Origin of the sequence: Bacillus norwichensis (assembly GCF_014836955.1) — a bacterium.
Taxonomy (GTDB): Bacteria; Bacillota; Bacilli; order Bacillales; family Bacillaceae_C; genus Siminovitchia; species Siminovitchia norwichensis.
The window spans coordinates 137,555-163,310 of the sequence record NZ_JACSPV010000006.1 but is presented as its reverse complement, the minus strand read 5'-3'; the positions used below and the strand labels follow the sequence as shown (position 1 = coordinate 163,310).

The 25,756-nt window shown below is 40.2% G+C and carries 22 protein-coding genes; 8 read left to right on the top strand and 14 right to left on the bottom strand.

Features of this window, described 5'->3' with window-relative positions:
* The first annotated feature begins 288 nt into the window (after nt 1-288).
* Nucleotides 289-1,425: a M20 peptidase aminoacylase family protein gene (locus tag H9631_RS05550; protein WP_191810733.1), complete on the top strand. Its 1,137-nt coding sequence runs from the start codon at nt 289-291 to the stop codon at nt 1,423-1,425.
* Between the two features lie 2 nt (nt 1,426-1,427).
* Nucleotides 1,428-2,570 carry an o-succinylbenzoate synthase gene (gene menC, locus H9631_RS05545; RefSeq protein WP_191810731.1) on the top strand — a complete coding sequence of 381 codons (1,143 nt, stop codon included), beginning with the start codon at nt 1,428-1,430 and terminating at the stop codon, nt 2,568-2,570.
* 369 nt (nt 2,571-2,939) lie between these two features.
* Here menC and H9631_RS05540 read toward each other — a convergent pair whose 3' ends face one another.
* From H9631_RS05540 to H9631_RS05520, 5 genes are all read right to left on the bottom strand, one after another.
* Nucleotides 2,940-3,662 (bottom strand): cyclase family protein, encoded by a 723-nt coding sequence (locus tag H9631_RS05540; RefSeq protein WP_191810729.1) that lies wholly within the window; start codon nt 3,660-3,662, stop codon nt 2,940-2,942.
* 167 nt (nt 3,663-3,829) lie between these two features.
* Nucleotides 3,830-5,320, bottom strand: coding sequence for a sodium-dependent transporter (locus tag H9631_RS05535; protein WP_191810727.1), 1,491 nt, complete (start codon nt 5,318-5,320; stop codon nt 3,830-3,832).
* 195 nt (nt 5,321-5,515) lie between these two features.
* Nucleotides 5,516-7,126, bottom strand: coding sequence for a gamma-glutamyltransferase family protein (locus H9631_RS05530; RefSeq protein WP_191810725.1), 1,611 nt, complete (start codon nt 7,124-7,126; stop codon nt 5,516-5,518).
* A 25-nt stretch (nt 7,127-7,151) separates the two neighbouring features.
* Nucleotides 7,152-7,838: a GntR family transcriptional regulator gene (locus H9631_RS05525; RefSeq protein ID WP_191810723.1), complete on the bottom strand. Its 687-nt coding sequence runs from the start codon at nt 7,836-7,838 to the stop codon at nt 7,152-7,154.
* Nucleotides 7,839-8,260: 422 nt separating this feature from the next.
* On the bottom strand, nt 8,261-9,913 hold the full coding sequence (locus H9631_RS05520; RefSeq protein WP_191810721.1) for a sigma-54 interaction domain-containing protein: 1,653 nt from the start codon (nt 9,911-9,913) through the stop codon (nt 8,261-8,263).
* 288 nt (nt 9,914-10,201) lie between these two features.
* Between H9631_RS05520 and H9631_RS05515 the strand changes: the two genes are divergently transcribed.
* The 6 genes from H9631_RS05515 (at nt 10,202) to hutI (ending at nt 16,895) form a co-directional block, all read left to right on the top strand.
* Nucleotides 10,202-11,680, top strand: a complete 1,479-nt coding sequence (locus H9631_RS05515; RefSeq protein ID WP_191810719.1) for a sodium:solute symporter family protein — start codon at nt 10,202-10,204, stop codon at nt 11,678-11,680.
* A gap of 188 nt (nt 11,681-11,868) precedes the next feature.
* Nucleotides 11,869-12,360, top strand: coding sequence for a flavin reductase family protein (locus tag H9631_RS05510; RefSeq protein ID WP_191810717.1), 492 nt, complete (start codon nt 11,869-11,871; stop codon nt 12,358-12,360).
* Nucleotides 12,361-12,383: 23 nt separating this feature from the next.
* Nucleotides 12,384-13,844 carry a 4-hydroxyphenylacetate 3-hydroxylase family protein gene (locus H9631_RS05505; RefSeq protein WP_191810715.1) on the top strand — a complete coding sequence of 487 codons (1,461 nt, stop codon included), beginning with the start codon at nt 12,384-12,386 and terminating at the stop codon, nt 13,842-13,844.
* Between the two features lie 49 nt (nt 13,845-13,893).
* Nucleotides 13,894-14,433, top strand: coding sequence for an FAD synthetase family protein (locus H9631_RS05500; RefSeq protein ID WP_191810713.1), 540 nt, complete (start codon nt 13,894-13,896; stop codon nt 14,431-14,433).
* Between the two features lie 30 nt (nt 14,434-14,463).
* Nucleotides 14,464-15,621 carry a M20/M25/M40 family metallo-hydrolase gene (locus tag H9631_RS05495; protein ID WP_191810711.1) on the top strand — a complete coding sequence of 386 codons (1,158 nt, stop codon included), beginning with the start codon at nt 14,464-14,466 and terminating at the stop codon, nt 15,619-15,621.
* Between the two features lie 29 nt (nt 15,622-15,650).
* Entirely contained in the window at nt 15,651-16,895 is a 1,245-nt protein-coding gene (gene hutI / locus H9631_RS05490; RefSeq protein WP_191810709.1) for an imidazolonepropionase, read from the top strand.
* 236 nt (nt 16,896-17,131) lie between these two features.
* Here hutI and cysI read toward each other — a convergent pair whose 3' ends face one another.
* The 9 genes from cysI to cysC form a co-directional block, all read right to left on the bottom strand.
* Nucleotides 17,132-18,856 (bottom strand): assimilatory sulfite reductase (NADPH) hemoprotein subunit, encoded by a 1,725-nt coding sequence (gene cysI, locus H9631_RS05485; RefSeq protein WP_191810707.1) that lies wholly within the window; start codon nt 18,854-18,856, stop codon nt 17,132-17,134.
* Nucleotides 18,857-19,051: 195 nt separating this feature from the next.
* Nucleotides 19,052-20,872: an assimilatory sulfite reductase (NADPH) flavoprotein subunit gene (locus tag H9631_RS05480; RefSeq protein WP_191810705.1), complete on the bottom strand. Its 1,821-nt coding sequence runs from the start codon at nt 20,870-20,872 to the stop codon at nt 19,052-19,054.
* Between the two features lie 29 nt (nt 20,873-20,901).
* Nucleotides 20,902-20,979: a DUF2292 domain-containing protein gene (locus H9631_RS05475; RefSeq protein WP_404801718.1), complete on the bottom strand. Its 78-nt coding sequence runs from the start codon at nt 20,977-20,979 to the stop codon at nt 20,902-20,904.
* A 21-nt stretch (nt 20,980-21,000) separates the two neighbouring features.
* On the bottom strand, nt 21,001-21,603 hold the full coding sequence (locus H9631_RS05470; RefSeq protein ID WP_191810703.1) for an NAD(P)-dependent oxidoreductase: 603 nt from the start codon (nt 21,601-21,603) through the stop codon (nt 21,001-21,003).
* A 21-nt stretch (nt 21,604-21,624) separates the two neighbouring features.
* On the bottom strand, nt 21,625-22,371 hold the full coding sequence (locus H9631_RS05465) for a sirohydrochlorin chelatase (RefSeq protein ID WP_191810701.1): 747 nt from the start codon (nt 22,369-22,371) through the stop codon (nt 21,625-21,627).
* A gap of 15 nt (nt 22,372-22,386) precedes the next feature.
* Nucleotides 22,387-23,157: a uroporphyrinogen-III C-methyltransferase gene (cobA, locus tag H9631_RS05460; RefSeq protein WP_191810699.1), complete on the bottom strand. Its 771-nt coding sequence runs from the start codon at nt 23,155-23,157 to the stop codon at nt 22,387-22,389.
* A 23-nt stretch (nt 23,158-23,180) separates the two neighbouring features.
* Nucleotides 23,181-24,326 (bottom strand): sulfate adenylyltransferase, encoded by a 1,146-nt coding sequence (gene sat / locus H9631_RS05455; protein ID WP_191810697.1) that lies wholly within the window; start codon nt 24,324-24,326, stop codon nt 23,181-23,183.
* A gap of 23 nt (nt 24,327-24,349) precedes the next feature.
* On the bottom strand, nt 24,350-25,066 hold the full coding sequence (locus H9631_RS05450) for a phosphoadenylyl-sulfate reductase (RefSeq protein ID WP_191810695.1): 717 nt from the start codon (nt 25,064-25,066) through the stop codon (nt 24,350-24,352).
* An 86-nt stretch (nt 25,067-25,152) separates the two neighbouring features.
* Entirely contained in the window at nt 25,153-25,752 is a 600-nt protein-coding gene (gene cysC, locus H9631_RS05445) for an adenylyl-sulfate kinase (protein ID WP_191810694.1), read from the bottom strand.
* Between the last annotated feature and the right edge of the window lie 4 nt (nt 25,753-25,756).

Below are 25,756 nucleotides of genomic sequence, written 5' to 3'. Positions count from 1 at the left end.
TCAAGCAACATAATTGATAGGCTCAAGATTCAGTCTAGCCAACGATTAGTACTTATTTTGTTGGTGCGAAAGTTGAGTTATGTAGATTATTCTACTGGCGAAATTTTTAATGAAATAATCGGATGCCGATTTTACCGGTGATCGTTTTACAGCTTTTTCACCAATAGGCATTCGCTCGGGCGACTTTGATGTCCTTATTTCATATAATGAAGTACTTAACGACTTGGTAACGATGATTCTTCACCGTTATCAAACTAACACGTTTATCGAGAAAGGAAATCAGCTGGCATGCAAGAGGAACATTTTAAGCAACAAGTCTACGATACGTTTAATTATCTACACGCTCACCCAGAAATCAGCTGGGAAGAAGAGAACACAAATCAATTTGTGAAGGAACAGCTTGAAAAAGCTGGCTGCACAGTACGGACATTCAATGGTAGCACAGGTGTAATCGCTGATTTTGGCGATCCTGCAAACGGAAATCCGGTTGTAGCCATTCGAGCTGACATGGACGCTTTGTGGCAGGAAGTAGATGGAAAATTCCAAGCCAATCATTCGTGCGGCCACGATGCCCACATGACAATGGTGCTTGGTGCCGTATGGAAGCTTACCAAAGATCCTTCCATCAAAGACAAGGTAACTGTCCGCTTTATTTTTCAACCAGCGGAAGAAGTTGGTGATGGCGCATTGAAAATGGTGGAAAAAGGTGCCGTTGATGACGTTGATTACTTATTCGGCATTCATTTGCGACCTGTCCAGGAGGCTCCTGACGGATATGCAACTCCAGCTATTATTCATGGAGCAGCCAGTTCAATTGAATGTGACATCATCGGGGATGACGCCCACGGAGCCAGACCACATCTAACAAGCAATGCAATTGAAGTTGGGACGCATATTGTGAATGCCATTAACGCCATCCACTTGGATCCAACCGTTCCACATTCAGTAAAAGTCACAAAATTCCACGCTGGTGGAAAAAGCACCAATATTATCCCAGGGCAAGCATCTCTCGCTTTTGATTTGAGGGCGCAAACAAATCAGCACATGAAAATGCTGAAAAATAAAGTATACGAGACTTTGGAGGCAACTGAACAGCTCTTCCAATCAAAGATAAAGATCACGGACGATTATGGAATCCCAGCAGCCGAAGTCGCCCCGGAAGCAAAGGAAATTACCGAACAGGCGATTTCTAACATTTTGGGTCCTGATCATACGATGGATCCGCTGATGACACCAGGCGGAGATGATTTTCATTTTTACACGATTAAAAGACCAGAACTGAAAGCCACAATGATCGGGCTTGGATGTGATTTGAAACCAGGTCTCCACCATCCATATATGACATTCAACCGCGAAGCCCTTTTCAAGGGAATTGATATTATTACAGAAGTTGTACAAGTGTTGGCAAAAAAAGGAGAGAACTAGCATTGAAACCAGTAAAAATTAAAGAGGTTGTTCTTCATACCGTAAAGTTAAAGCTAATTGCACCTTTTACAACGAGTTTTGGTACGTTTCAGGAGAAGCATGTCTGCCTAGTGGAGGCTATCGACGAGTCAGGCATCTCCGGATGGGGAGAAACAACAACAAGCGACGAGCCTTATTATAACGAGGAAACCACACATACAGCCGTTTATATGTTAAAGGATTTCCTTATTCCAAGAATCATCCATAAAACCATTAATCATCCGCTGGATGTCCATGACATGCTCACATTTGTTCGAAGAAATCAGATTGCGAAATCAGCGATTGAAACTGCGATTTGGGATGTATTTGCAAAAAAGAATAACTTGCCGCTTTCCGAATTAATCGGCGGTATGAAAACGGAGATAGAAGTAGGAAAAAGTATCGGTATCCAAGAATCTCCTGAAAAGCTTGTCGAGAAAGTCGGCGAATATGTGAAGGAAGGATTCCGAAAAATAAAAGTGAAGATTGCTCCTGGGGCTGACCTGGACTATATTGAGGCAGTCCGCAAAGCATTTCCGGACGCTCCATTAATGGCAGATGCCAATTCAGCATATACCCTGAATGATATTGAGCATTTGAAAAAGCTCGATCAATACAACCTTATGATGATCGAACAGCCGCTTGCTCATGATGATATTATTGACCATGCTACTTTGCAAAAAGAAATTCAGACGCCAGTCTGTTTGGATGAAAGCATCCATTCACTCGAAGACGCTAGAAAAGCGTTGCAGCTAGGCAGCTGCCAAATTATCAATATTAAAATTGGCCGCGTTGGCGGACTGGGTGAATCCATCCGGATCCATGACCTGTGCAGAGACAACGGAGTGCCTGTTTGGTGCGGCGGAATGCTTGAAACCGGAATCGGACGCGCTCATAACATTGCCCTGACATCTCTATCCAATTTTACTATACCAGGAGACACAGCTCCATCCTCCCATTATTGGGACGAAGATATCATCGAGCCTGAAGTCACAATGGATCTAGGAATCATTCAAGTTCAGTCAGGACCTGGAATCGGTTTTAACGTCAATCGCGAAAAATTAGAACAGCTCACGATAGAAAAAGAGAGAATTACTACGGCTGAAACGCCACATCCGATGCCTTGAATGTAAGTGTATGTGCACAGTCTGGAACCAGTACGTACTATAGTTACAAGAGGAACTTTAATTCAAATTATCTAGACAGACTAAATCTGAACTGCTTTCAAAAACCAAGCAGGCGGTGAAAATTGTTTTTCTCCGCCTGCTCTCACTTTTGCCATGTGAATCTCCTAAGCTCTTATGAGCTAAGGATTCCATGTTTGTATTTGAACTAGCTGTCATTTAAGGGCAAATTGATTATTTTCAATTAAAAGCCTAATATAAGTACAATAGAAGTTGCTTGCATTCAGTTTTATTGGTATGGCGCACCAGTACTGGATCTTGCAATTTCTTTTTTTTATGTTCTTCAACTTCCTCATACTTATATTCTTCTCCTCATTCCTCAATAATGGCTACAGCTCTCATTGGTCCACCACTTCCCTTACTGATTTTTAATGGAAAGCCTACAAATTTGCAGGTTGACCCAGGAATAGCTGTCAGATTGGCCATATTTTCAATCATGTACCATTCATATTTTTTCATTAAGCAATGTGCTGGATACCGTTCCGCGTCATTTGGATTAAGGTTAGAGTCCGGATAATAAATATACCTGTCCAATTCAATTGTGACCATATCCACGCCAAGCGTAACCATTCCCTGCTGAATCATCCACTCTATTGTTTCTGGTAAAATATTCAATAGATCTCGGAAATACTCTGGCGTTCCATAATATTTATCCCGACCGGTTTTCAGCAAAACAATATGATAATCCTTCAAATCCACTTCTGCCTTTTCAGCTGCTGCCTGAATATCAGTGATATTCACATCAGAATGCGCTTTCATATTTGTTAAATCAAGAACACAAGCTTCTCCGAAAAATGCTTCCAGTGGAACTTCATCCGTATATAGTCCATCAGGGTTAAAATGCTTGGTTGCATCCATATGTGTTCCAGCATGATCTCCTATATATAGCGAACATTCATAAAATCCATCCGCTTCGTACGTCGCAAATGTACCTATCATGGAGCGTGCATTCTCTCCTAATTGTTGATACGGATTGGCTTCGTAGGTCTCTAGAGTGTGAGACAAGTCAATGAGTTTTTCTTTTTGTTTTTTCATACTATCATCCCCTCTGAATTTTCAGTTAATTTATCTTATCAATAGTTTTACAAGAAACTTTACACTTTCTTTTTATCATTGAGCAGCGATTTGACTAATAAAAAACTAAATCCTCCCCAAAAAACGGTAAGCATGACAATCATCATAATAATGGTAATTGGCTCCAATTACATAACCTCCTTGTTCATTTCCTCATGATTTGAAAGCTCTTGTCTACGTATATTACGCTTCACCCATCGATTGAATAGGATTGATATGACTATCACGCTTCCAACTTGTACAAAAAATGAACCAAAGCTAAATATTTCCTTTGGAGACCACCAACTGCTCGGATACCAAACAATAGATTGATATATCCACCACCCAAAAAAGACTACAGCAATGACAGGCATACAGTATTTGACTATCCATATATACCAGCGTCCAAGTTTGATGTCACTAACTTCGTTGATTTCATCCCTAATTTTTTCAATACCATATTGGTAAGCAGCAAATAGATAAAACATTGCATTGATGATCAATCCAAGTCCCCATACAAAGTCCTGATTGCCTAAAAAGTCAAGACTCACTGCGGAAGGAATCCCAAGGATAATCGTTACCACTACAGTCATAATAACCGCTTTTTTATAAGGAACACCAAAGTCTTCAATATTACGTACGAGGAAAACAAACATACCAATCAAGGAACTGATCGCGGCCAGGGCCAAAGCAGTAAAAAACACTATTGAAACAAAAAACCCGCCACTCATTTTAGTAAACAATTCTGCCATATATACAAATATCATACCGTAATTATCTGAACCAAGCGCCGTTTCTAAATATGCTGGAGAAGGTGATAAAACAAAGATAGCTGGTATGATCGTCAACCCAGCCATTAACTCCGCCGAGTTATTTCCAAATGTAGCAGTAAGAGTATTCTGGGCAATATCTTCATTTTTCTTGGTGTAAATTGCATAAGTTGCAAATATTCCCCATCCTGCTCCGGTTGACCAGGCTGATTGAGAAAGCGCTGCCAACCAAGTTTCTGCGTTGGTCAGTTTATTCCACTCAGGAGTAAACATATATTTGATTCCTTCAATAGAACCTTCTAAATTTAGGGTATAGATAGTTGTGAAAATAAGTGTAAGGAATAGTAAAGGGATCATAACCTGATTGGCTCGTTCTACTCCAGTATTTATCCCCAAATATAGAACGAAGCCTGAGATGACTGCTACAAGTATATGAAATACAATCATATCCACTGCATTAGTAGAGAATGTATCCCAAATCTGACCTGTATCGACTCCATCTTTGAAAAATGCCCCTTGAAATGTCAATAATAAATATTTTAATGTCCATCCTGTTACCACAGAAGTATAAAAAGTTGCAAAAGCAGCAACCCAAAACACTACAGTACCCATCCATGTATACTTTTCATGAACAAAATCTCTAAAGGACCCAGATGTTCCCATCCTCGTTTTTCTGCCTATTACCATTTCTATCATGATAAGCGGAATAGACCATAAAAACAGGAACAGCGCCCAACCTATTAAAAAAGATCCCCCATGCTCGGCTAAATTCCTTGGAAATCTCCAAATGACTCCCGTACCTACAATCAGAGCGATTGATGCGAATATCAGCGCGAACCTTGAAGACCATTGGGGTTGTCGTTTTTGCATATATCTTCCTCCTTATGTGGTAAAACTCTCCATTAAGCAAAAAACGAAACTTCCTTTGACCTATTTTCAAGGCAATGTTTCCGTTTACCAATGGAGGAGGTACAACAAATAGGCAACGACTACAGTCAATGTTTGTTTTCCAAAAAGAACCGCATTCATTTCACCTCCTTATAAACTAAAAGTTTTTAGCGAAAATTACCATGATGCAATCGTTCCATCTGTTCGATAATCCGTCCCACCAATAAACACTGAAGAAACTGGATCTTTTAATATGATCTGCCCCCTGCCAAATTTTTTAGGGCTAAGCTCTATATGAATGTCATGCCCCATCTCTTTCAATTCTTTTGCAATATGGGTTGGAACAGATTGTTCGACCATGACTGTTTTTTTCCCCGACCAATACCACCTAGGAGCATCCAACGCTGCTTGCGGATTCATATGGCAATCTATCAAATTGGAGAGGACCTGCATATGTCCTTGTGGCTGCATGAATCCACCCATAACACCAAAAGCTCCAAATGCCTCACCATCTTTTGTGATAAAACCAGGGATAATCGTATGATAAGTTTTTTTATTAGGTTTCAAGAAATTGACATGACTCGGGTCTAGCGAGAAATTGTGTCCTCTATTCTGAAGGACGATGCCTGTGCCTGGAACAACCAATGCAGATCCAAAATCATGATAATTGCTTTGAATGAAGGAAACCATATTTCCCGCATTATCAGCAGTTGCTAAATAGACAGTACCACTTTCTACCGGTTTTTCAGTTTGCGGAAAAATTGCCGTAGAAGAAATGAGCTGACGCCTTCTGTCAGCAAAAGAAGGTGACAATAGCTCACGAATATCCATTTTCATTTCTGATGGATCGGTAATATAGGCTTGTCCATCTACGAAAGCTAGTTTTAAAGCCTCAATTTGCTTATGGTACGTTTCAGTTTTCTCCTTTTCCTTAATATCAAAACCTTTTAAAATATTTAAAGCCATTAGGGCAATAATTCCTTGTCCGTTTGGAGGAAGCTCCCAAATATCATAGCCGTTATAATGAACATTGATTGGATCTACCCATTCAGTCTGGAATGCTCCTAGGTCATCCGCTCTAATATAACCACCAGTTGAAGCAGAAAACTCATCCATCATCGCTGCCAAGTCTCCTCGATAAAAAGACTCGGCTTTTGTGAGAGCAATAGAACGGAGTGTTTCCGCATGCAGTTGAGAGTTCCATATTTCCCCTATTTTAGGAGCCCGCTTATTATTCGTAAACATATTGAAAAAAGGTTCATAAACGCTGGCATGCAGAGTTTCATTGAACTCTGTGATAGCTTGATTCCAATAAAACCCAGCTGAAGGTGAAATTGGAAACCCTTTCTCTGCATAGTTGATGGCTGGCTGTAAAACCTCCTCAAAAGGCATCTGGCCAAATTTTTCTGAAAGGCTCGCCCAAGCTGCTGGTGCACCTGGAACTGTCACCGGTTCCCATCCGTGTTCAGGTATTTTGTCAAATCCTTTTTCTTTCAGCTGTTCAGCTGAAATTCTTTTCGGTGCCTGTCCACTTGAGTTCAAACCGTGGAGCTTTCCCTTTGTCCAAACAATGGCAAAAGCGTCACCCCCGATGCCATTTGATGTAGGTTCTACAACAGTTAAACAAGCTGCTGTAGCAATAGCTGCATCTATAGCATTTCCCCCTTTTCTTAAAATGTCCAAACCGGCCTGAGCAGCAAGTGGTTGAGAAGTAGCAACCATACCTTTTTTTGCATAATGAACCATGCGTTGGGAAGCGTATGGATAAGTTAGGGAATTAAATTTCATAGGGTTCCTCCTGTCTTATAAACATTTAGATATATTTCGAAAGTACTGTTTCTAGCTTTGTATCATTACGTGCCAGCATTCCAAAATTCAATCTGTCTATTACTTTATTAATGTGATGCTTCATTCTATTTCGGGCGAGCTCCTCATCGTTCACTTTAATCGCTTCCAAAATATCTGCATGCTCTTGAGGTGAGGCAGGCTCGTCGAGATCCATTTCACTATAGAAAGTCAAGTAGATATTCGTTAAAGATATTAATTCACGAAGTTGATTGATCAATATATCATTTTGTGAGATTTTAGCAATTTCAATATGAAAATCATATACATTTTCTAGAACTCCGCCTATATTTTTTGATGCATAGGCCTCTTTTTCCTTCTGAATCATTCCTTCTAAGCTTTGTATAGTAGATTTGAATTTTGCATGACTTTGGCAAGCTTTCATAACAGCGAAATCCTCTAGTAGTATTCGCATTTCGAACACATCTTCAACTTCTTTGAGTGTCGGCTGATTAACAAAGGCTCCCCTTCTCGGAATGATTTTTACATACATTTCGTATGATAGCCTTCGAAGTGCTGATCGGATTGGTGTTCTGCTGACGTTTAAGGTATCAGCCAACTCCTGTTCTGATAGTTTCGTTCCTGGTGGTAATTCTCTATTGATAATTGCAGCCTTTAACATTTTATATATTTTATTTTCCAACCCATTTTTCACAATAATCCTACCTCCATCATAAAAGGTGCACCTTAATGTATTTTTATAAGTATTTATAACTGTATACAATTTAGATTATCAAATAAATTCTGAAAACACAATATATTTTTAATTTTCCCTATGTAAAAAATTAAATATGGTACTTGCTCTGACTATGAAGAAAAAAATAGGCTATCACGAAATTCAACATCCTTACTTTCGTGATAGCCGTCATAACTCTTTATAGTGTTCATTCAGTTATTTACTGCACTTTTTCTAAAGTGATTCTTGGAAAAGGCAAAAAGGTTCTACAATTGTGAATAAAGATGAAGTCTTCTTTTAAAATTACCCTACATCCTGAAAAACATTCTACACTAAACAAATTCAAATCAGCCGGAGCCTATCCCCTAGTTTGATAGGCTCCGGCCCGTTTATTTAGCCAACTATGTCTTTTCTCTTTTTACATTGTATTTTTTTATATAATACTGCAGGTTTTGACGCGACAGCCCAAAGTTTCTTGCGGCTTGTGTAATATTCCAGTCTGTTTTTTCTAATTCTTCTTTTATATTATCCCAAGACAGCTTTTGCACGCTTCTTAATGAATCCTCCCGCTGCCCTATGGACGGCCTTCTTTCTTCTTCACTTTCCATCATTACTTTTAAATAATCGGGAACATGTCTTACATCAAGATATTGATCGGAGGTTTCTGTTCTTAACATGATATTTTCCATCACATGTTCCAATTCCCTGACGTTGCCAGGCCAAGAATATCGGAAACAAAGCTCTTCCAACTCCTTTGACATTCCTTTAAGTTGCTTGTTAAATTTTTCATTACATTTATTAATAAAATATCGAAGGTAAAATGTAAGGTCTTCAGGTCTGCTCCTAAGTGGCGGGATAAGTAAACATGCCTTTGCGATTCTGTAATACAAATCCAAGCGCAGTTTCTCATTTTTAATGAGTATTTGTGGATCTTCATTTGAAGCAGTGATGATTTGACAATTGACTGCTGTGACTCTGTTTGAGCCAACTCTTCTGACTTTTCGCTCCTCCAGTACTCTAATAAGCTTTGCTTGCAAAGACATGGGCATGGAGTTAATTTCATCAAGGAACAGCGTACCGTTTTGGGCATATTCAAAGAGTCCTGCTTGATCAATCGCTCCAGTATACGCTCCTTTTGTTGTTCCAAACAGCGTACTTTCCAACAATGTCTCGGGAATAGCTGCGCAATTCACTGCTATAAATGGGCTGCTCGCTCTTGAACTGAAATTATGGATGCTTTGAGCAAATAACTCTTTCCCTGTACCAGTCTCTCCGACAATCAAAACATCCGTATTATAGACAGCAAAATTTTGCGCTTCTTTGATTAGCTTGTTTAACTCACTGCTCTCACCTTTTATATCCTCGAAACTAAAAGAAGTACCGTTATCTGTTTCACTTTTTGCCTTTGCTGGCTGGAAAAGCTTTCTTTTCAACTCCACTGTTTCATAGAGTAAGTTTTTCAACTTCGTATCATTCATACATATGGAAAAAGCCCCAATTGAGTTGTTGTTTTTAACTAAAGGATAAGTGCTATAAGTCGTATATTGCGGCTGGCCTTCTATATACGCATGCGCCCTATATTGACCTATAATTGGCTCTCTTGTTCTAAAAACCCCACGATGCTCCGATGTTTTGGGATCAATCCGATACACCTCCCACAAATATTTTCCAATTACCTCAGCCTTTTTTAAGTTTTCAAGCTTTTCTTGAGCTTTATTATAAATAAAAATCCTGCCCTCTGAGTCACTAGCCATGATTCCTTGGTTGATAGAATCAACAATCTGCTCCAATGCTGCCAACTTTGTACCTCTTACATCCTGATTTACGAGGATCATGGTTACTGGTGAATTTTCCACCACTAATTTTTGGATTTTCAGTTCATATGCCTTGTCTTCTATGATGATGCTATTTGCCGTACCATCTACTAGTCCTTTTACAGATAATAGACTTTCGACAAAATCTCCCGCTTCATATAGTACTTCCCCTTCCTTATTGAGAAACAATACGCCCTCATTCATTTGTGCAAACACAGAGCCAAGATCTGAAATTCGCAAATCACTCATCCTCTCAAGATTTCTTTAAGCAAAATTTGCGCAAAAACGCAAATTTGCAGCTGTTTTTTGCAGACTTGATATATTATGTAAACGTTTTTATTGTTGGAATGACACTATTTTATCACATTTTTATTTTTTCGAAAGATTGGCATGTTTGTTGCAATTATACTCAATATACAAGGAAAAAAAGGAGTGGATGTCTGTGTAGTATATCTGCTATACCACAAAAACTTTTAGTCGATTTAGGCCACCTCAAGTGATTGAGAAATAAAAAAACGGGGGAGTAAAATGATCATTTATAAAACTTGGGCGATAGTCAGTTTATTAGTTTATTTTGGGGTCCTGCTCTTTGTAAGTGTAAGAAAGAACAAAAATGAAACAAAGGAGGACTTTTTCCTTGCAGGTAGAAAGTTCCCACACTGGGCACTAGCAATGACTTTTGTAGCCTCTTGGTTTGGAGGCACATCGGCTCTTGTCTCAGTGGATCAATCTTTTGAACAAGGAATCAGTGCCTGGTGGATTATTGGTTCACCATCAATCGCCGCTTCCATCGTTTTATATTTCCTAGCTAAAGCGATTAGAAATGTGGGATCACTTTCACAAACAGAAATAATTGAGAATCGATACAATCGAACGGCGGGACTAATTGTAAGCGTTATCGTAATTTGGTACATGATTACTTTCGCTTCTTCCCAGATGGTCGCACTTGGGAAGTTCTTTTCATCCATGTTCGGAACCACTTATTTAACGGCAATTATCTTAGGTGTATCAATTGTAGCTGTTTATTCTTCCATCGGTGGTTTCAGGGCAGTTGTTCTAACGGACATCATCCAATTCGGTTTACTAGCTATCGGCCTCGTTATCACCGCGGTAGTAGCAGTAAAACATTCCGGTGGCTGGGAGAATATTCAATCCGCAGCTGCAGTAAAAGGACAGGATGATTACTTTAATTTCTTTGCCAACTTTCGCAACAACTTCTTCTACTTGTTATCATTCGGACTTGCTTGGATCATCAGCGCGGATGCTTGGCAACGTTTGGCTGCCACAAAGGATGAAAGTGAAGCTCGTAAAATGCCTTTAGGTGGAATTGCTTTCTTTATTCCCTTGTATTTCCTTGTTGCAATCATCGGAGTTGCTAGTGGTGCGATTTTTAACGAGTTACCTGAAGGTGGAATTGTGGCGGCTATTACGACTCAGTATTTGAACCCCGTTTTGGGAAGTATCGTCTTCTTAGGAGTAGCTGCAGCCATCATGTCAACGATGAGTACAGCTATTAATACCGGCTCTCTTTACGTCACCGACTTTTTTAACCGATATGTCAGTCCGAATGCGTCCAACAAAACAGTGGTGCGTGTAGGTATTGCTTCAACTATGGCAATCAGTCTGATTGGAGCATTTATCTCGTTAAGAATTCCTGATGCACTATGGGTGCTTTGGATGTCCAGTGATATTTTGGCATCTGGTGTATTAGTTCCACTTATTTTGGCTTTTATTTGGAAAAGAGGGACAGCAGCTGGTGCTATTGCGAGCTTGGTCATGGGCAGCTCATTTGTCTTATACAATTTCATGGTAGACATGGGGGTAAAACTTCCAACCTTTTGGCCTGAATCTGCTGAAAGGATTTTGTACGGATTATCTTTAAGTTTGCTTTCTTATATCATTGTCAGTTATTTCACAAAGCCTGAATATGAAAAAGTAGCCGGCTTCCTTAAAAGCACCCGCTCAACAACCATTACTAGTGATAGTGCAAAAGAAAAAATCTCTTAAACGCAAATTTTTGCGCATATATCTTGTCGTTTTGCATGCAAAAACACTTGTGATTTTATTTAAATAAGAAAAATCTCTTTAAAACAATAGCTTTATAAGATTGGCACATTACTTGCATTTTAAATAACGACAAAAGGAACAATACTACTCCTTTTGTTAAAACTTAAAGTATGAACGGGGGGAATAAGTTGAATGAAGTTCAAGAGAAGGTAACTTCGGAATCTTTTAGAAATGCTATTGGTCATTTTACTAGCGGTGTTTCTGTCATTACATCCAAACTAGATGGACAGGATTATGGAATTACTGCCAGCGCAGTCAGTTCAGTGTCATTGGATCCACCCATGCTCTTGGTTTGTGTGAATCAAAATGCTGGCACTTGTAACGCTATTTCAAAATCACGTTTTTTCACAGTCAATATTTTAGAGAAAAACCAAGTGGAAACCGCAAAGAGATTTGCAACTCCACAATCTGATAAATTCCAAGGGGTAGACGCATCCCGTACAGAAAATGGATTGCTCATATTAAATGAATCACTTGTTGTCTTTGAATGTGAAGTGGCCGAGGAAATCACAGGTGGGACACATTCCGTGTTCCTTGGAAAAGTGAAAAGTATTAAAGTCTCAAAGAAAGATCCACTCGTCTATTATCGAGGCAAGTTTGGGAACTTTCTACCACTATAACGTCTTTTTAGGGGGAATAAACGATGGCATTAATGACAGGTCAGGAATATATGGAATCGTTAAATGATGGCCGTGAAGTGTATATCGATGGAGAAAAAGTAAAAAACATTGCGGAACATCCTTCACTGAGGCCCATCATCGAAGCTAAAGCCAGAATGTATGATATGAATCATGAAGCGAAGTACAAAAATATTTGCACTGTAGATACTCCTAACGGAACAATCTGCCGAGCATACAAAATGCCCGAAACAAAAGATGACTTAAAAGCAATCCGTAAATATGTAGAAACGGTTCTTGATGATTTGGGAGGAGTCGTCTATCGAGTCGGGGATGAGACGATCGGAGAGATGTGGTCCCTTTATGATGCACAGGAATCGCTGAATGAAATTGATCCAACCTATACCGAAAATATTAAAAACCATATCGACAGGATTTCTCGCTTGGACCTGTTCCATGTTTCTGCCAACACGGATCCAAAAGGTGATCGCAGCAAGCTTTTCACAGGAAAAGCCGGTAGTGATACAAATTTGTTACACGTGGTCGAGGAGAATGACCGCGGAATCGTTGTAAGCGGTGCCAAATTTGAAACAGCAGCAGCTTATGCCCATCAGGCATTCGTAAAACCTACTATCTCAAATTGGACGGATGAAAGCATGCTGCCTTATGCTTCTGGATTCATTTGCGACATGGGATCCCCTGGTTTAAAGCACATTTGCCGTACATCCCATGGTAAAAATCAAAATCCCATTGACTATCCTATTTCTACACAATTTGATGAAATCGACACTCTTTTAATTTTTGACAAGGTGCTAATCCCTTGGGAAAACGTTCTTTTCCATAATAACCTTAAATCCGTCCAGTTTATCAGAAAGACGGTACACAGATATTCCGCTTTTAACTACGTCATCCGGCTTTTGCGTCGTGCAGATTTATTGCTGGGTACAGCTGTATTGAATGCAGAGCAAACTGGACTGACTAAAATTCCAGCCGTACAAGAAAAAATAACAAATTTGATTTGCTATAGGGAGTCTATCAATGCCCATCTAACAGCTGCGGTTGCTGAAGCTGAAGAAAGTACCAGCGGATTGTTGATGCCCAACCAATCACTGCTCTATACAGGCCGAATCCAGGCGATCGCTAATTTCAATGACATGTTGCATTTGACAAGGGAGCTGGTAGGAGGACAATTGGCTGTCACTCCGGATTCCGTAACGATTCAGCACCCTGAAGTAAAGGGATACATCGATAAATATTATTCACTTGCCGGCTGGGATGCCGAAGATCGTACCAAGTTGTTATTCTTCGCCCGTGACTTGCTAAATTCATCACGTGGTGGGCATCAAACGACGTTTGAGTTATTTGCACAGGGACCTCCTTTTACTCAATTGCAAGCTGCTTTCAACAACTTCGACTTAGAGCCGTCTCGCCAGATGGTTCGAAAAGCGGCGAATATTTTTTCCGAAAAAGCGGAGCTGCAAGCTTAAGGAACAGGCTTTACGCCTGTTCCCCTTTAAGAAAAAGAGGTGACCACCTATGCAGATTTATTCTTGCGATGATTTAAAACTTCCTGCTTCTGTTTTAGCCATAGGCGCTTTTGATGGAGTCCATAAAGGCCATCAAGAATTGATCCGTCACGCAAAGACTCAGGCTGATTGGATGCAGATGCCATTAGTTGTCTATACATTCGATCCCCCGCCAAGAGTATATTTTCAAAAAAAACTGCAGCTTGCTTCCTTGCCAGAAAAACTGGAGAGACTTCGGCGATTAGGAGTGGACCATACTATCGTTGCACCTTTTGATACCTTTTATGCCTCCCGGGAAGCCAAGGTATTCCTAGACGAAATCCGCAACATGAATCCATTGAGTATATGGGTTGGAAAAAACTTCAAATTCGGAGCGAATCGGAACGGGAGTACCGATACACTAAAACAAAATTTTCACGTGAATAGTTTGGATCTTATCTGCTGTCAGGATGGGGAAATTATCTCTTCTACCCGTATACGGCATTTGATTGCCAATAATATGACCGCTAAAGCGGAACAGCTTTTAGGCTGGCAAACACTTGAGATTTAACTGCTTTACCTAGAAAGGAGATTATAAAAAGTGAGCCTGATTACGAGAGAAATTCAATTAGATGAAGAAAAAGTTGTCAATAGCTTTCTTGAATGGGCCAAAGTGAATGCCCCCAGTGGAAAAGAGAAAAGTATTTCAGAAAGACTGGAAAGCACTTTAACTGACATGGGATTTTCTATTCAATTTGATGAAGCCCATATAAATTTCGACGGGGACGTTGGAAATTTGATTGCATTTTGGAATGGCACTGATTCCAGCATACCGCCATTATTTTTTTCCACCCATATGGATACGGTCCTGCCCACCGAAGATTTAAAACCCGTTATCAAAGACGGAGTAATTTATTCTGATGGCACGACTATATTAGGAGCTGATGACCGGGCAGCATTGACGGCTTATCTGGAAGCTATCCAATATGTTCAAGAGAACAATATACCCTGCGGTCCCATTGAATTAATTTTAACAGTTAACGAGCAGCAGGCTTTGCAAGGCTCCCGCCATTTAGACTATTCGAAGGTAAAAAGTGATTTCGGTTATGTTTTTGATAGCAGTGGAGACGTTGGCCAAATTATTTTACAAGGACCTTACAGCAGTAAATTTCATATTGAGGTTATCGGCAAGTCTTCCCATATTGGACTAAATCCCGAAGAAGGAATTTACGCATTTGAGATCGCTGCAGATATTATCAAAAGTGTTAAGGTCGGAAAAATTGATGAGGAAACTTTGGTCAATGTGGGACTGATTCACGGTGGAGAACTCTCCTCTATCATTCCGGGCAATGTAAAGATGACCGGGGAAGTCCGCTGTTTTAATAAAAAAGAATTGAATGAACAACTAGAGCTTATTTTCAGTAACGCTTTAAGTGCTGCTGAAAAATATGGCGGCAGAGTGAGGAATGAGATTGAAAAGAAATATTCCGGCTTTCAGGTGGACAAAGACAGTCTATTAGCGAAAAATGCGTTTGATGCCGCAGAGCAAATTCAAGTTCAACCCTGGCTGACAAAAACGCTAGGTGGGGCAGATACAAATAATTTAAATGAAAATAATTTAACCTGCATCACTTTGGGAAACGGATTTAGAAATATCCATACTCATCAAGAGCACATCAGCATTAAGAATCTAGTGAATACTGTTAGATATACAGTTAGTTTGATCCAATCCTGGCACAACCTGCATAAAAATGACTAAATCTTTTGGAATAAGGAGAATTAAAGTCTATGCCTACGACCGCAAAAGTAAAAATAGATACTGTCATTAAAAACGCAGGAGAGGTGATCACCTGTACGAATGAGGGGATTAATGACATTGGAATTCTCAATAATGCTTGGATTGCTATCAGAGATGACAAAATTGCTGGTGTCAGTACCTACCAGGAACTTTTAAGAGATTTCGATTTGAGTGAAGCCTCTGTCATTGATGCCTCAGGAAAGGTTGTTGCACCTGGATTCATTGATTCCCATACTCATCTAGTATTCTCTGGATCACGTGTAGATGAATATGCTGCCAAAGTTTCTGGAAACTCATATCAGTTAAAAAAACTCGGAATGACTGCCGGCCCCAATCGAACAGTCGAATTAACTCGCGATCAAGCGGAAAATGAGTTGTTTGAACAGTCAGAGAAGCGTTTAATGAATATGCTGCGTTATGGGATTACAACTGTCGAGAGCAAAAGCGGATATGGTCTTACCACAGAGAGTGAATTAAAGATCCTTAGTGTTGGAAGAAAACTCGACCGTGAAACACCACTGGATGTTCTCAACACATTTTTGGGAGCCCATGGTTTTCCGGAAGGGCTGACAAAGAAAGAGTATCTCAATGTAATCATCAATGATATGATTCCGGAAGTTGCCGCGCGCGGTCTGGCCGAATTTTGTGATGTATGGTGTGACGACGGCTATTTTACTGCAGAAGAATCCAGGAAAATCCTCGAAGCTGGGATTAAGCACGGCCTGAAACCGAAAATCCATGCAGACGCCTATTCCTATATTGGCGGATCTGACTTGGCTGCAGAGATGAACATGGTATCAGTGGATCATATGAACTACACTCCTGAAGAGGTGATGGACCGTCTGGCAAAAACCGATGTGACAGCAGTGCTAATGCCAGCGCTCGATTTTGCAGTGGGACATAAACGTCCGTTTCAAGCACGAAAAATGCTGGATAAGGGCGTCAAAATTGCTCTGGCAACTGATCTCTGCCCAGCTTGTTATACGGAATCTATGCAGTTCGTCATCAACCTAGCCTGCAGACTGTACCAATTTTCTGTGGAGGAAGCCATCAAAGCCGCTACATATGGAGGAGCTCAAGCATTGGGTCTGAATGATAGAGGAACCATTGAGCCTGGCAAACTCGCGGACTTGCAGATTTGGAATGTCCCTTCTTATAAACATATCGCCTATGAACTTGGGACCAACATTGTGGAGACAGTTATAAAAAAAGGAAAAATTGTTGTCAGTCGTTAATAAACATGTGCTAAAAAGAAAACATTGAGGAAATCTCAGTGTTTTCTTTTTGTTTAGTATTTAAATTTGAAAATTTACCCAAACTGAAAATCTGCGGCATCCGCCGGAGGCTTTAACCCCATTCAGCTGGGGTTTGCCTCCCCACTTAACGAAATACACCACTTATCGAAGTGAGAGACTTTTGCTGAATGAAATTAAAAAAAGGATAGTTGCTGCACCAACTATCCTTTCCCCACTCAATCATGAAAATCCAATCCTGAATGAACTGGCTTCACATAGCCTGCGCGGATCACAAAATCTCCGAAACGTTCCCGCTCTACACGTTCTTTTGCGTAATGATGGATGATGGGCTTCAGCTCTTCCAGAATTTCGTTTTCTCCTATATTTTCACGATAAAGCTTGTTTAGTCTATTTCCTGAAAATCCTGCTCCTAAGTAAAAGTTATACTTTCCAGGTGCTTTCCCAATGAAACCAATTTCCCCGAGAGCTGCACGCGAACAGCCATTGGGACATCCGGACATACGGATGACAATTTCTTCCTCCCTAAGGCCAGCTTCCTCTAATATTTCTTCGATTTTATCGAGTAAGGAAGGCAAGTAACGTTCCGATTCTGCCATGGCAAGTCCGCATGTCGGCAACGCAACACAGGCCATGGCATTTCTCCGTAATGCGGAATACTGTTTGCCATCTGTTAATCCATACTTCTTGATTAACTCCTCGACTTGGGCTTTGTCCTTCCCCTCTATATTGCCGATCAACAAGTTTTGATTGGGGGTCAGTCTAAAATCTCCTTTATGGATTTTGGCTATTTCCAAAAGGCCGGTCATCAATTTATAGTTATCCCGGTCCTTGATCCTTCCATTTTCAATAAATAATGTAAAATTCCATTTTTTATTAGTTCCCTTTACCCAACCATATCTGTCTCCATTGTGTTCAAACTCAACTGAGCGGGCAGGCTGAAGTTCCCAACCGAGGCGCTCATTAAGCTCATCAGTCAGCCATTCTACACCTCTAGCATCTATTGTATACTTAAAACGGGCATTCTTTCTGACTGACCGGTTTCCATAATCTCTTTGTATGGTAACGATTTTCTCAGCCACATCTATTACTTGGTTTGGGAGGCAAAAACCAATAATCCGGCCCAGTTGAGGATATGTGTTTGTATCCCCATGAGTCATGCCCATTCCTCCGCCTGCAACGACATTGAATCCTTGTAATTGTTCATCCTGCAAAATGGCAATGAAACCCAAGTCTTGCGAAAATACATCTACATCGTTGGAGGGAGGCACAGCTACCCCAATTTTAAATTTTCTCGGTAAATAAACGGGCCCGTAAATAGGTTCTGTTTCTTTATCACTCTGAGTATCACTCGCAACCTTTTCACCATCCAGCCAAATTTCATGATAAGCATGGGTTCTTGGCGTAAGGTGCTCACTTATTCTTTTAGACCATTCATACACTTCTCCATGTACATCTGATTGATATGGATTTGGATTACACATCACATTTCGATTCACATCCCCACAAGCAGCGAATGTGTCTAATAGTGAATCGTTAATTTTCCTTATACTTTTCTTCATGTTCCATTTTAAAATGCCATGTATTTGAATTGCTTGTCTTGTTGTTAACCGCAAGGTTCCATTCCCATATTTTTGAGCAATATTATGCATGCTTATATACTGCTTTGAAGTGATGACACCACCAGGAGCCCTCACTCTGACCATAAATTGATAGGCAGGTTCCAGCTTTTGTTTTTGCCGCTCATTGCGAACATCCCGATCATCCTGCATGTAACTGCCATGAAACTTCATCAATCGATTATCTTCATCAGGTATACCTGCAGTTAGAGGAGCCGCAATGGTTTCAGCTAATGTACCGCGCAAATAATTGCTTTCTATTTTGATTTGTTCAACATCACTTAGTGGACCATCCTGGGATGGAACAAGCTTTGTTTTTGACATAATAAATCCGTTCTCCCTTCACTTTATCAAATGCGCCTTAGCGTATTTAGCCCAGAATTTATCGAGCTTTGATCAATAAATTCCCGAGGCATCCGCCGAAGGCCTTAACTTTATTCAGCTAAGGAGTAGCATACCAGTAGGCATTCATCTACCACTTACAGAAGCAAGAGACTCCTGCAGGATGCAGTTAATAAATTAATACACATCCCTTTGATAACGTTTTTCCCGCTGCATGTCCGTTAGATAAGCTTCTGCTGCTTCAGAGCTCATGCCGCCTTCTTTCTCAAGAATCTCAAGCAATGTTGAGTTCACATCCTTCGCCATATTTTTTTCATCTCCACAAACATAAACGTGAGCTCCTTCTTCAAGCCAACCATATATCTCACGGCTTTTTTCAAGCATACGGTGTTGAACATACACTTTTTTCTCCGTGTCCCTTGAAAAAGCGACATCCATATTGGTTAACACGCCCTTTTTAAGCCATCTTTGCCATTCAACCTGATAAAGAAAATCTGTAACAAAATGCTGATCTCCAAAGAAAAGCCATGACTTCCCTTTTGCTTCGATTTCCTCTCTTTCTTCAAGGAAAGACCTAAATGGCGCAACACCAGTACCTGGACCAATCATAATGATAGGAACGTCCGGATCTGAAGGGAGTCTGAAATTGGGATTTTTTTGCACATATATGGATAAAAACTCGCCTGGTTTGCCTTTCTCCGCACAATATCCAGAGCAAACACCTTTCCTCTTTCTCCCATTCGCTTCATAGCGGACAGTCCCTATTGTCAAATGGACTTCATCAGGATTAGATTGATAGCTGCTTGCGATGGAATATAGACGCGCAGGAATTTTACGTAGTATTCCGACCAATTCCACAGCTGAGATATTCCAGAAAGGGAAATCACGAACTAAATCCAATAAGTCTCGCCCTTTTAAGTAATCTCTGACATCTTCTTCTGATTCAATAAACGCCTGTAATTTTTCATTTATTTTAGAAGCTTTTTCTAATAATGGTTTGGATAGAACCGTAATCTCGTAATGGTTCTTTAAGGCTTCTAATAAAGAACGGACCTCACCTTGATTATTGATTGGCACAGATTCATTTGGATCAAGCTGAAGTTCCTTTATGATTAGATGAACCAGTTCTTCCTCATTTTCAGGATATATTCCGATACTGTCCCCTGGTTCAAACTGAAAATTGGAGCCTTCCAAGGATAATTCTAAATGGCGGGTTTCTTTATTAGAGCCACGGCCATTCAAATTGATATTCTCTAAGATTTCCGCCCGAAAAGGATTGGTTCTTGAATATTTGAGCTGCTCTGGAATGGAGCTTGGCACTCCCGAGACAAATGCACCTTCACCGGCAGGTTCGCGCTCAATCAATTTTTTCAGACTTTGAGCGACATTTTCAAACCATTGGGCCGCTGGTTCATCATAATCCAAGTCACAGTCGACTCGGGGACTTAAACGTTTAGCCCCCAGCTTCTCTAACCGTTCATCCAATTGCTTTCCAGTTTGGCAGAAAAACTCATAGGAGCTATCACCCAATGCAAGCACAGAGAAGTGCAAATCATTTAATTCTGGAGCCCGCCGACTATAAAGGTACTCATAGAAAGGCAGAGCAGTATCTGGTGGATCTCCTTCACCGTGTGTGCTGACAATAATCAATAGATGAGTGAGCTTCTTCAAATCTTTCACTTTGAACTCATTCATGGGTGTCAACATGACTTGGTATTCCATATTTTTCATCTTTTCAGATATTTCTTCAGCCAACCCTTGCGAATTCCCTGTTTGAGAACCAAATAAAATTGTTAATTCTTTGGTAGCCTGTACCACTCCAGATTCCTGCAAAGCAGCCGCTGGCGGATTTTGCACCACAGTTGATGCTCGATTGTGATAGCCGCTTAAATAGCCACTCAGCCATAATTGTTGACTTTCCGATAAAGATGGAAGAACACGGTTCAAAAGATCCGCCTGTTTTTCAGTAAACGGACTATTCATCACTTGCAGTTGCAATCATTTTCACCTCTCATGGAAAAATTATTTCAATCTGATTTTTTCATTTTTAAAATTTGGATTACTTGGCTATCTTGTATAATCAAAGTGCTGGATCCGAATTGTATTGTATCCAGTAATGTTTATACTTACTTTCCCTCATTGTTAGACATCAACCTTTCAAAAAAACTTCGTTGATTTCTTGCATTTTGATAATCTTTTTCTGCTAACCCTGTTAATAATTCCTTTCTCAATACCGTGTTTTTCTCTTTGGAATAAACTAATTTTCTAGCTTTTTCAAGAAAGTGAAGATAATCACCATAGGATTCACCATACACGTCCGCAATTTCATCCCGGATGTTCTTTGCCAATATCGGACTGGCCCCCTTCGTCCCCACAGCAATCGTCAGTTTTCCCCTGGTGATCTTTGCAGGGACGTGAAAATTACTGAGCCTTGATTCATCAACAACATTTATTAGCTGATGATCAGAAACGAGCTGGGCTATTTCCCTATTAATTGATTTTCTGTTAGTTGCTGCAATCACAATCAGGGCGTCCCTTAAGTCACTCTCCTCAAACTCCTTCTGTTCCCAGCTAATTTGGCCTTTTTCTAATAAAATATTAAACTTAGAATAAATATCGGGGCTAATCATCGTGATCTCTGCGCCTGCTTTTAAAAGTCCTATTGCTTTCCTATAGGCTATTTTCCCTCCTCCGACTATCAAAGCTTTCTTTTCATGTAAATTAAGCATGACCGGATATGCCTCCATACCTTAACCCACTCTTTCCGTTTCAATGGCTTCTTTAACACGTTCTGTAATGACCTCTTGAATATTCAGATGATACCCTAAACTGTCACACAGAATAATGGACTGGTTTGAATCAGACAATCCCTTTATCTTTTTTTCCAAGCCATTTTTTAACAGACCAGAAAATAATAAGTAAGGAATCACAAATATTTGCTTCCTTGCGGAGTTCAATAATAGGTTGATAGCCTCATCAACATGGGGACTTGCTCCATAGAGAAAGGAAACTTCAACTTGTTGAAAGCTGTAATTCTCTTTTAGCAAGTTTCCAATTCGGGTTAACTCCTGCTTGACCAAAGGATCACTGCTGCCTCGTCCAACTAGCAAAACTGCGGCATCTGCATCTAACGCTGTCTTTTTTTCGATTATACGGTCATACAGACTTTCAATTATTTTTGGGTGAATCCCTATTGTTTTACCGTACGTAAATCGGACGTGAGGATACGTCTGCTTTCCCACTTCAATTTTTTCAGGAATATCTTTTTTGGCGTGAACTGCAGTTAACAGCAAAATGGGAATAATAGCAATGTGTGACGCCCCCCGTTCTACACACTTTGATATACCTTCTGAGATATCGGGCTCAACCAGCTCCAAAAAACAAATTTCCTGGATAGGTGCATCGACATTGAGTTTGACCTTTTCAATAAACTCAATCGCTTCTGCAACCCCTGCTTTTAATCGGCTCCCATGCGCTACATATAAGATTGCCTGCATAAGAAATTCTCCTGTTCAAATTACCGTCATATGACGATACTCCTGAGTTTGTTCAAACCATTGGATTTCGTTACGCAATGTAACAACTTCACCGACGATAATCATGCTGGGATTTTGAATTTTGGCAGCATGGGCAACGTCAACAATCGTTGCAAGTGTTCCTGTAATCGTGCGCTGCTCTTTTGTGGTCCCCCAATAAACCAGAGCGACCGGAGTATCACTCGACTTTCCATATTTCGTAAGCTGCTCGCAAATATAAGGTAAATTCCCGACTCCCATATATATCGCTAGTGTATCAACACCTTCAGATAAATTTTTCCATTTAATAGAATCATCTTTCCCTGCCTTCGCATGACCTGTCACAACCGCAAAACTTGAGCCCAGTTCCCGATGTGTTACAGGAATTCCTGCATAAGCAGGAGCAGCTATTCCTGATGTGATACCCGGAACAATTTCAAATGGTATGCCATTTTCCGCCAATACTTGTGCTTCCTCGGCTCCTCTCCCGAATACGAAAGGATCTCCTCCTTTTAGCCTCGTGATAATTTTTCCTTTTTTTGCGTACTTCACTAATAATTCATGGATGATTTCTTGTTTATTTTGATGAAAACCCGGCATTTTTCCACAGAAAATTAATTCTGCCCCTGTTTTTGCATAATGCAGCAGTTCCTTATTAATTAAACGATCGTACAGGATCACATCTGCTGTTTGAATACATTTCAAGCCTTTTACTGTAATTAGATCAACATCACCGGGACCCGCCCCTACTATATATACTGTTCCCAAATTTCCCACCTCTTTATTTAGGGTTAGACTTTTACTTCTTCTTGTAATCCAGCAATCAGTACCTCAACCACTTCTTGCCGGCTGAATGTCTCCGGCAATGACTCACCGTTTCTAAGTTTTTCCCTTACTTTCGTTCCTGATAATATTTCATGATACTTTGAATCATGCGGACACGTTTTATGTGTCGCCATACCGCTGCACTTATGGCAATAAAAACTATGTTCAAAAAATAATAAAGTAATACCCAGCTCCTCTGACGTAAAATTGCTGAAAATCTTTTGGGCATCATAAGTCCCGTAGTAATTTCCAACCCCGGCATGATCACGTCCAACAATAAAATGGGTACATCCAAAATTCTTCCTAACCATTGCGTGAAAAACAGCCTCTCTGGGTCCCGCATATCTCATAGCCGCTGTGAAAACGCCTAAGAATACATGGTCTTTTGAATAATATTTATTTAATAGAACTTCATAGCTTTTCAATCGTACACCTGCCGGAATATCGTCCTGTTTTGTTTCTCCGACCAACGGATTTAAAAACAGTCCATCTACAATTTCCAGCGCGGACTTTTGAATGTACTCATGCGCCCGATGCACAGGATTTCTCGTTTGAAAACCGACAACAGTATTCCACCCCAATTTTTTGAATTCTTCTCGTGTCTCAATGGGATCGAATATATATACTGAAAATTGGCCAGGTGGTGTACGGCTGATCAATGTTATTTTTCCACCGACATAAACATTTGGACGTTCAAACAGTTTTTTTACTCCCGGATGTTCAAGATCATTTGTCAAATATACAAGCCTTGCCTCTCTTTCCTTGTTTGGCGTAAAAATATCAATTATCTCCAACACGCCATATACTACCTGGTCTTTGACCAGCTTCACTGTTTCTCCTATAGAAAAAGTTCGTGCCTTTTCCTCTGTAACCGGCAAAGTAATTGGAATTGTCCAGGGCTCACCTGTAGATAACCTCATATTTTCCAACACCGAATCATAATCCTCTTTAGTTAAAAATCCTGTTAACGGACTGTAGGCACCTGTACCAATCAGTTCCAAATCACTTAAGGATATTTCATCTAATTCAATCTCCTTATTAATAGATTCACCTTGATAATCTGGATTCCAGCGATTCACTAATGTCCCTCCATGCGGTTGGCTTAGTCCCATCTATATATCCTCCTCATCACTATTTAAATTTGTGTTCTTTGATGCAAACCACATTCTGTCTTCCCTTTGTTTGCCCAACGCCCGGACCTGGAGCCTGTCGACATATCCCCCGGTAATGTACAGGGTTGGCAGCCGATACTTGGATAGCCTTGATCATGAAGCTGATTGTACTCTAGTTGATGTTTTTCAACATAATTCCAGATATCCTTCCAAGTCCAATGAATAAGAGGACAAACTTTTATAGAGCGAAAATTTTCATCTTTATTAATGAAGTTCGTATTTTGCCTTGTTGCCGATTGTTCTCGTCTTAATCCCGAAATCCATGCAGTTGCCCCAGACAACGTTTCTTGCAGCGGCAATACCTTCCTAAGATGGCAGCATTGGTCTGGCTGGGTCTCCCAGAGTTTTCCACCATATTTTTCGGCTTGTTCTTCCAATGTCATTTCTGGATTTTTCATTTCAATTTTTAATAAGGGATACTTCTTTTTCACCGAATTAATTAAGTCATATGTTTCTTGAAAATGCAGCCCTGTATCAAGAAATATAATCTTTGCCTGCCGGTTGACACTGGATATTAAATCTATCAGGACTATACCTTCCACACCAAAGCTACATGCATATACCAGCTCCTTTTCATACATTTCAAAAGCCCATTCCAATACATTCAGAGCACCCTTGTATGCATCATCAACAATAAAACGAGGACTCGGGTCCGCCCATGATTCATATGTTATTTTCATCCCTTTTCCCCCTTTACTCATTAATTCGATAACACATATACATTAACTTTGATTTTATGCTAGAAGGATCCCTTTTTTTCTGAGCTTTATAGATAATCGTTTTGCTTCAGATAATCAACAATTGCCTCAACTGATTCCTCTATGTTCAACACATCTGTATCAATTGTGACCTCTGGCTGAAACGGCTCATCATACGGCGCATCAATCCCTGTAAAACCTTTAATTTCCCCAGCACGCGCTTTTTTGTACAGTCCTTTCGGATCGCGTTTCTCACAGGTTTCCAGACTGGCTTTTACATAAATCTCTATAAACTCTTCCGATTCCACAAGATCACGAACAAGCTCGCGGTCATTGTGATATGGAGAAATAAAAGCCGTTAATACAAATAATCCGGCATCTACCATTAATTTAGATACCTCACCTATTCTCCGGATGTTTTCCGTCCGATCCTCCGGACTAAATCCCAAATCTTTGTTTAACCCATGCCGAATATTGTCTCCATCCAATCTATACGTATGAACTCCATTAATATATAATTCTTTTTCCAAAGCTGATGATAGAGTAGACTTTCCAGAGCCTGATAATCCTGTAAACCAAAGAACGGCACTTTTATGCTGTTTTAATTCTCTTCGCTCCTGCTTTGAAACTTCTGATTCATGCCACACTAGATTAGTAGCTTTTGTCATCTTC

Bases quoted from the DNA above. Each gene is read 5' to 3' on its own strand.
- H9631_RS05540 (WP_191810729.1), bottom strand. From the start codon at position 3,662: ATGAAAAAACAAAAAGAAAAACTCATTGACTTGTCTCACACTCTAGAG.
- H9631_RS05465 (WP_191810701.1), bottom strand. From the start codon at position 22,371: ATGCAGGCAATCTTATATGTAGCGCATGGGAGCCGATTAAAAGCAGGG.
- H9631_RS05550 (WP_191810733.1), top strand. From the start codon at position 289: ATGCAAGAGGAACATTTTAAGCAACAAGTCTACGATACGTTTAATTAT.
- sat (WP_191810697.1), bottom strand. From the start codon at position 24,326: ATGGGACTAAGCCAACCGCATGGAGGGACATTAGTGAATCGCTGGAAT.
- cysI (WP_191810707.1), bottom strand. From the start codon at position 18,856: ATGTCAAAAACAAAGCTTGTTCCATCCCAGGATGGTCCACTAAGTGAT.
- H9631_RS05500 (WP_191810713.1), top strand. From the start codon at position 13,894: ATGCAGATTTATTCTTGCGATGATTTAAAACTTCCTGCTTCTGTTTTA.
- H9631_RS05470 (WP_191810703.1), bottom strand. From the start codon at position 21,603: ATGCTTAATTTACATGAAAAGAAAGCTTTGATAGTCGGAGGAGGGAAA.
- H9631_RS05535 (WP_191810727.1), bottom strand. From the start codon at position 5,320: ATGCAAAAACGACAACCCCAATGGTCTTCAAGGTTCGCGCTGATATTC.
- H9631_RS05505 (WP_191810715.1), top strand. From the start codon at position 12,384: ATGGCATTAATGACAGGTCAGGAATATATGGAATCGTTAAATGATGGC.
- hutI (WP_191810709.1), top strand. From the start codon at position 15,651: ATGCCTACGACCGCAAAAGTAAAAATAGATACTGTCATTAAAAACGCA.
- H9631_RS05450 (WP_191810695.1), bottom strand. From the start codon at position 25,066: ATGAAAATAACATATGAATCATGGGCGGACCCGAGTCCTCGTTTTATT.
- H9631_RS05515 (WP_191810719.1), top strand. From the start codon at position 10,202: ATGATCATTTATAAAACTTGGGCGATAGTCAGTTTATTAGTTTATTTT.
- cysC (WP_191810694.1), bottom strand. From the start codon at position 25,752: ATGACAAAAGCTACTAATCTAGTGTGGCATGAATCAGAAGTTTCAAAG.
- H9631_RS05530 (WP_191810725.1), bottom strand. From the start codon at position 7,126: ATGAAATTTAATTCCCTAACTTATCCATACGCTTCCCAACGCATGGTT.